The organism is Pleionea sp. WD8-19 (assembly GCF_055326765.1).
The window spans coordinates 353,891-362,479 of sequence record NZ_JBUZOU010000004.1; the positions used below are offsets into that span (position 1 = coordinate 353,891).

The window sequence follows — 8,589 nt, forward strand, 5'->3', positions numbered from 1 at the left end:
TCCGCGCCTATTTATTTTGTTATCAAATTTTTTGGACGCTGTTCAATTTTTAGAGGAAGCTATGTGTAGTTTGCTACGTGCCTTAATTGTTCCCTTTCTATTTTCACTTAATGTTTTTGCAGCAGAAGAGCCCGCACCAGAAACGGAGTCGGATCCCGACTTTTACAGTATGCCTGGCGTTAATTCTGCGAGAGCTTATGACTCTTCAGAGAATGTTATGGTTGATGCTTTCGGTGGTACATTGGGTGTGCATTACACCGATATGGTCGTGCCGGGTATCGGGCCAGATATTGCGATAACTCGCAGCTTTAATTCGGCGGAAGATATTTATAATCGTGAAAATTTTGGTACTCAAACTGTCGGTGCACTATGGAGCATGCACTTTGGTAAACTAAGCGGTACCAACTATGGATATCAGTGTATCGGTACACGTCCTTCCTTAACTTACAATACAGTGTTTGTTACGCCGGATGGCAGTAACCAGACCATACTTCACCGACCTACAATTTATGTTGATAAAAATAATAACAATACGTTTGACCAAGACATTGACTATAAGCCTAAATTTATTACTTCATCTTTATGGCGAGTCACTTGTGAAGATGGGCTTTTGAAGCTAACGGATACCCAAGGCCTTAGCTACTTTGTTGGTGGTTACGAATACGACTGGCATGTTGTTCGAGTCGAAGATAAGTACGGAAATTATCTATCCGTTAATTACAGTGGCAGTGCTTCTAATTTGTCTTTACGCCTGTCATCAATTGAGGCCTCCGATGGTCGTAGAGTCGACTTTACTTATCAGGAAAGCGGTGCGCTCAAAACCATTTCTAATGGCGAAACTATTGTTGAGTATGAAGTTACAGGCGCTGGAATAGGGCAACGTTTAATTTCTGTAACTCGCCCTGATGGAGGAAAAACCGGATATACGTATTACGAAGATGGTGACAAAAAAGCCTTTATTGAAAGCATTACCTCACCACACCAAGTGGTTACAACCTTTCAATACGACACTATTGTATTTATGGAAAAAGACTATCCGATAGTGACAGAAAAATGTATCGATGCGCTTTGCTGGAATTACACTTATTCACGATCAGAAGCTGAAGATGATATCAATGGTGAATTTGATCAAACAGTTATTTCAGGCCCAGATGGCATAAAGACTTATACGCACTTTGGCGCGCAAAAGCGACTTAGATCAATGTATATGGATGGTGTTTGGTCCATTGGTTTGCTCGCACACTTTAAGCACGAAAAAGACGGCGTTACTTTGTTGGAATACAGTCAGCAATGGTATGCAACAACCGTTTCGGATATGTCACGTAAATACAGCACTAATGGAATTCGCACATTGGTTGATGTGGATTATCTCGTTCCACACCTTAAGTCCAAAACTATTATTCAGGATGGTTCTACTTTCAGTTATGAAGTGTTGGCTGCATCTCCTGGTGGCTTCCCCGTTTTAGTAAAAGAGAGCGGAACACAAACGCTGTACAAAAAAACACCCCGCTTTGCAATGGGTGGTGAAAGCGGTCTTTGGATGTTGGGAATGTCTGGTGAATACTTCATTGGGAATACCGAAGATAATTTGAAGAAAGTATCGGAATCTGAATTTAACATTTTGGGCGATCCTACTTCTGTTGTAGATAAGGGTGTAAAAGTTGATTATACCTATCATTCCGATGGTACTTTGGAAAAGCAAATTGATGGTGTCGGCAATGAAACAAAATTCAGTGACTATCATCGTGGTGTACCACGTCGAGTGGATTATCCAGATGGTACCTTCATAACCCGAGAAGTCGATAACTATGGTCGGATAACCAAAGAAGTCAATCAAAAAGGTGTTGAAACCAGTTATCGATATGACGATATGAATCGAGTGACGTTTGTGGATTCACCTTTAAGTGAAGATGTCTCAATTGCTTATAGTGAGTTTGGTCGTCAGGTTCGATACACAAAAGGTGATTTGCAGCAAACCAATTTGTTTAATAAATATGGGAATCTAACTTCAAAAACAACTGAAGATACAGTATCAGGAAAGTCGTTTAGCCAATCTTTTGGGTACGATGAATTGCATCGTCTCACTTTCCAGTCGTTTGTTAATGATTCGACAAAAGGCACACGCTTTTTCTACGATGGGTTAAATCGTGTGATTAATCGAGTCACTACTGGCAGCGGTTCCATCCGAACGGAATATATTTCTGGTTCAGAAACACAAGTCACAGATGCTGAAAATAATACAACACGTTACGTTTACGATACGACATCGCCTTCTTCAAAATATTTGCGTACGATCCACGCGCCAGAGAATGTGAGTATTGAAATTACCCGAAATGAAATGGGACAACCGCTTACGATCATGCAGAACGGTGTAAAACGAGAATATGGTTACAACAGCTATTGGAACCTTAATTTTTATAAAGAGCCAGAATCAGTAGGACACCTAACGTACAGTTACGATGCAGCGGGAAGAAAAACACAAGAATGGCATGTTATTGGTGAAAGTAAATACATGACCAATTACTACTACGATAAATTAGGGCGCGTTAAATCAATTGAGTATCCGACCTATTATCACCTGAACGATTATGGTTATGTTTACGGCATTCCTCCAGATTGTATGAGTGGTGCGATGTTGACTTGCAACAACTCCGCGTTTCAATTGAAAGATGCATTGAACTATGATGTTGTCGGTAACGTGGTTGAAGCAAAGCGTACTTTGAAAACGCTGTATACCGATGTAAGTTCATCGAATAATACCTATCAAAATGAGAAAAACAGTCGATGGGCGTTCGTATACGATAATGAAAATCGAATGACATCGGAAACATTGTTTCATGATAATCGACCGTTCAAATTTGAATATCAATTTAATACGTTAAATCATTTAACTCAAATGACTTACCCCACCGGGTTAGTCGTTGACTTTGCTCCGGATGTATTTGGTCGAGCTTCAAAGGTGGGTAATTTTATTAACAGCGTGACTTACTTTGATTCGGGCGCGATTGAGAGCATGACATATGCCAACGGACAAGTTACAAACTTTACACTCAACGAACGATTATTACCCGAGACGATGGTTGTTGGTGATGGAATATTGGATCTAATTGATTACACCTATGACTATGATTTTAATGGCAACATTACTTCCATTGCCGATGCAATCGACTCAACTAAAAGTCATTTCATGACTTACGATGGACTGGACCGTTTAACCGCTGCGCAAGGCGTTTGGGGGCAAGGGCATTACAATTACGATACGCTCGGTAATATTCAAGATAAAACTATAGGTGGTAAACAATATTTATACAGTTACAACGACCGGAATCATCTTGAAACCTTTGACGGTAAAACATTTATTTACGATGTAAAGGGACGGATCACAAACGACCAATCCAATCAGTATTTTTATGATTTTGCCAACAATATGGTTCGTGCTGTGCGTAGTTCAGACAATAAAGAATTCGTTTACGAATACGACGTTAATAATCGAATGTTAACTAAGACGTCCGACAATGAAAGTGAGCGATTTGTTTATACCAGTGTCGGTAAGTTGATGTACGAAGAACAAAAGCAAGGTGATTTAAAGCGTTCGCACATTTTCCTCGGCAGTAAGCTGGTGGCTTATCACGATGAAGAAATAGAATGCACCGATGATCTCGATAACGACGGTATGGGTCATTGCTTTGAGCGTGAAAATGGATTCGACCCATACGACGCCAGCGACGCCAGTGGCGATCTGGATGGTGACGGACTAACCAACCTCGAAGAGTTCAATGCCGGTACTCAAGCCAACAATGCCGACACCGATGGTGATGGCATGCGCGATGATTACGAAGTGCAGTATGGTCTGGATGCAATAAAGGATGACGCCAACGGAGACATCGATAACGACGGCTTTACCAATTTGCAAGAGTTTCAATTAGGTACCGATCCAAGCACATTTAATGCGTTGTCAGCACCGGCTCAGTTTGCGGCTAATGTGATAGATGGTCAGGTTGTTGTAACCTGGAATGAAGCATCTTATATCAATAGCTACGATCTTTACTGGAGTTTCCAATCCTTTACGGACGTGTCACAAGCCACGCGCATAGCTAATGTAGAATCACCCTATATTCACACGGGGCTGAACATCAATGATCGCATTTATTATCGATTAGTTGCGAAAAATCAAAGCCAGACTTCTGCGCCAACCGAAGAGCGTCAAGTGGTGATTGCCGATAATCAATGGCGATTCGTGGCCAATGTGGATTACTCCGCACATTCTGTCGGTATGGATTTAGCGGGTAATGTTCACGTTCTGAAATACAAACGAGCTAATCAGCCTGTAAAAGTTAGCAGTTGGAACGCTGTTAACAAAACTTTAACCGATCACAACTTGTTTACTTTTTCGCCCTATCGCATGAGGTTGGAAGTGGCCGAAAACGGTTGGGCAATGGTATTAGCAACAGATTCAACGAACCGCAAAGTTTGGACTTCGATATTTAATCCACAAACTCAGCAGTGGACAACAGAGCAATTAAAAATTGCAGAAAGTGGGCACGTACCACAAACCGGTATTGGCGTTGCTTCATCCAGTAATGGTCGATTTGTGGTGACCTGGACGGAAGAACGTTTCAATAATTACAACCGCTGGTTTGCAACCTGGGATCAACAAGTCGGTTGGTCTGCACCAACGCAAGCAGCGCATTTAACGCAAGGGCATGAATTATTTAATGCGAGCAGTGATCGCGATCATGCCATCGCAATCAATGAAAGTGGTGATGTGGCGTTACTCTGGACTTTGTACCAACTGGACGCACAAAACAATCACGTTGCTTCGCGCGTACAATTATTGACGGTTTCTGCAACGGGACAAAAAAGTTGGCACGAATTGGGTACCTCCGATAGCTCATCGCTTTACGCTTTAGCTTTTAACAACAATAGTGAAGGTATTGCGGTATGGGAAAATACGAACAGCTCAGAACGCATTTATCAAAGTCAACGGTTTAACGCACAGGGATTACAAGGTGTAACCCAAAACGTTCACACGGTAAATGAAGCAGGCGGTCTGTTGAAAGTGGCACTGGCCAACGATTTAACAGCTACTTTAATCACCGAGCACAACGATCAATTGCAAATGGCACAATTGACCGCTAACAGTGATTGGTCTGCTCCGGTACAGTCGGCTATTGATGCATCGAGTTACCAGAGCAGCTTACAACGACTGACGACGGGCAGTTTACGCGCCATTGTTCAGGACTTGGAATATCGTCACCATTCAGTGCGTATTGACTTTAACGGCTTAAATGAAATTGAAGTGGTGCCGTCTACTTCCAATAGCACAACCCTTTCGCCTTTTACCGCCAGTGGGCAATTGGCAAGAGTGGATGCCAGCCTGAATAATCAAGATTGGCCTTTGTGGGTTTATGATTCAACACCATTGGCAGAAAACCAACTGCCCATAGCGAATGCCGGAAACGATATAGAGTTGATCGAAGGGCAGTCGACGCTTTCATTAAATGCCAGCTTATCAAACGATAGCGATGGTGTGATTGTTGGTTATCAATGGCGTCAGGTGTCTGGCCCCAATGTTTCCATTCAAAATGCCAGTGGCAGCAATGCACAGGTGAATGTTGCAGCGTTCGACAAAGCGACTTTGGTGTTTGAACTAACGGTAACCGACGATCGGGCTGGTACAGCGACTGATGAAGTAACGGTTACTATTGATAATCCATTCGCCGCACCGGAGGCTAACGCAGGACCGGATCAACGTGTGGATGAGGGTGTGATTGTTCAGTTAACGGCGGCGGCTTCAACGGCAGCAGCGCAAAACCCAATTTATGAATACGAGTGGACGCAACTGCGAGGACCAACGGTAGAGCTGAACGATCGCTTTGCGATGGAGCCTCAGTTTACCGCACCGGATGTCACAGGAACTACCGTGCTCGAGTTTCGTGTTACGGTTAGAACGGAACGCGATGATGCCGAGTCGGACATTGTTTCGATTACTGTGGTGGACAATCAAGCGCCGGTCGCCAATGCCGGGGATGATCAAATCGTTAACAGTGGCGATCGTGTGGTGCTCGATTTCCGCAACTCTTACGATCCGGATGGCGGTTCTGTTTCCATGAACATCGGTATTGTGTCGGGTGGCTATGTTGAGCTCGAACAAGGCAGTCAGTCCGGCACGCTAGAGTTCACTGCACCGGAAGTGAGTAACGATACCGTTTACACGTTCCGCTTAACGGTCACCGATGATGAAGGGGATTCTGCAACCGACGATGTGGCCATTACCGTACGTGCGCCGGCGGTTGCCGAAAAGCCAACGGCGCATGCGGGCAACAACCAAAGTGTCGATGAAAATACACAAGTCACCTTAAACGCAGGTGCTTCAACCGCACCGGAAGGTGAAAGCATTATCACTTACGATTGGACGCAAGTTTCCGGCCCTGCAGTAAGCTTAACCAATGCCAACACCGTCAGTGCAAGTTTCAACGCACCTGATGTGGGCGAGGCAACGCAACTGGTTTTTCAAGTTCTGGTAACGGCCAGTAACAATGAAACCAATACCGCAACGGTTACGGTTACGGTTAACGATATCAGCGGTAACTTACCGCCGGTTGCTAATGCCGGTAACGATCAAACCGTCAACGAAGGCGATACTGTGATTTTGGATGCGCGAGCGTCTAACGATCCCGATGGTAATTCACTCAGCATGAGTTGGCGTATTGTCAGTGGCGGTAATGTTTCTTTGCAGCAAGGGCCAGAACAAGGCACGCTACAATTTGTTGCGCCTAATGTGGCGATGGATACGAATTACGTATTCCGAGTAACCGTTACCGATGCCGACGGTGCCAGTAGCAGTGATGAAGTAACGATTACCGTACAAAACACCGATGTACCACCACCGGCGGGTAGTTGCGAACTGGATTTCGATGGCAATAGAATTGTGGAAAACAAAGACTTTCTCTCCAATAATTACGAAGGCATTTACTACGCGGTGTACATTTATCTGAACTATCCGGATTACTACAGCAGTTACTTCCCGAATACGCCGCCAGAAAAAATCGACTGGAATGGCGATGGCAACATCACCATGGAAGAAGTGTATACCGGTACGATTAGTGAAGACACCTTACACACTTATCAAACGCAGCATTATTTTTATATGAACGATAAAAATGCTTACGCCAACTATTACCCCGATTCTGGCTGCGCGCTGTAATTTGATAAGGAGATGACCATGAATTTAATAAAAGTATTTAAGAACACATTAGCCGCATTAACCCTCGCCACCTTCGCGGTGGCCGGCTTTGCGAAAAAGACCACCATCACCTTTATTCATACCGACCATCTTGGTTCGCCGGTATTGGCCACCAAAGAAGATGGTAGCGTGAAATGGCGTGAAGACTATCAGCCTTTTGGTAAGCAGCTTACCAATGAAGACACCGATAATAATGTCGGCTTTACCGGTCACCGCGAGGATAAAGGGCTTGGCCTCACTTACATGCAGGCGCGTTGGTATCACCCGGAAGCTGGGCGGTTTATGGGGTTGGATCCGATTACTTTTGTTAGTTCGGATGTTACTACTTTTAATCGATATGCTTACGTTGGAAATAACCCATATAAGTACACCGATCCAAATGGTAAAAATAGAATTCTCGCGACGTTTGCAAGGTTTGCAAAAGAACCTGTTCGTGAAGCGCGAGGTGCATGGCGTTCATTAAAAGGATTGTTTGTACCACCGCCTCCCACTCAACCACAAACAACACCTATCGAGTCTGGAGTGCCTCACCCTGATATTCCTACTGAGATTTATCCTCCTTGGCAAAATAGTGACTCGACTAATTTAGCTGACGAAGATGCAACAAAACATATCTTAGATGGTGATGAAGACGGTGGAGGTCACGGGCCTGGAAGAGGAGTGCCTGGAAAATCTGAGTTTCCATCTGACTGGACCGATGACGAAGTTATGGATGCCATTTCTGATGTAGCAACAGATCCTAATTCTAAAGTTAAACCTGCGAGAGATGGGCGAACTAAAGTTTCAGGAAAAAGAAACGGTGTAAAAATTGATGTTATTTTAGGTAACGACTCAGAAAATGGGAAAATAATAACAGGGTGGCCTAATAATGTACCGAGAAACCCTGAGAAACAGGAGTGAAAATATGAATGACGAGCTGATCGAACTTGTAGAACTATGTAGAACTACCTTATCTGCTTCGGAAGTAGAGGAAGTTTACGAGTTTATTGAAGTAAATGAAAATAAGTTAGCACTTGAAACTCTTTGCGCTATTTTTTTCGAAGAAAATAAGTCTGTAACTAAAGAGCAATTAAAATTAATAAAAAAAGTTGGAAGTAAACTTACTATATCTAGTAGTAAATGGGAAAGGTTAAAAATAAAAGTGTAAATCAACAGAGAATCAATGGGTGACCCTATTGATTTCTGATACAAAAATTCCAGTTGAGCAAATCAAAAGGGTCGGTAGTGTTTAGAAATCTGTGTCATTTCAGTAAACTGTTAAAAACAGGAATGACCTATGACTCAAGAATTCGACTTTAATAAAGCATTAGAACAACTTCAATCAGGTAAGGCGCTGACCGGTG

At 43.4% G+C, this 8,589-nt stretch carries 3 protein-coding genes; all 3 read left to right on the forward strand.

The window, feature by feature from the left end:
* The first annotated feature begins 61 nt into the window (after positions 1-61).
* The 3 genes from ACTUJY_RS07430 to ACTUJY_RS07440 are packed head-to-tail and all read left to right on the forward strand — an operon-like array spanning position 62 to position 8,393.
* Complete coding sequence (locus tag ACTUJY_RS07430) at positions 62-7,207, forward strand: PKD domain-containing protein (RefSeq protein ID WP_463615436.1); 7,146 nt, start codon at positions 62-64, stop codon at positions 7,205-7,207.
* Positions 7,208-7,225: 18 nt separating this feature from the next.
* On the forward strand, positions 7,226-8,146 hold the full coding sequence (locus ACTUJY_RS07435; protein WP_463615437.1) for an RHS repeat-associated core domain-containing protein: 921 nt from the start codon (positions 7,226-7,228) through the stop codon (positions 8,144-8,146).
* Positions 8,147-8,150: 4 nt separating this feature from the next.
* Positions 8,151-8,393, forward strand: a complete 243-nt coding sequence (locus tag ACTUJY_RS07440; protein ID WP_463615438.1) for a MafI family immunity protein — start codon at positions 8,151-8,153, stop codon at positions 8,391-8,393.
* The last annotated feature ends 196 nt before the right edge of the window (positions 8,394-8,589 follow it).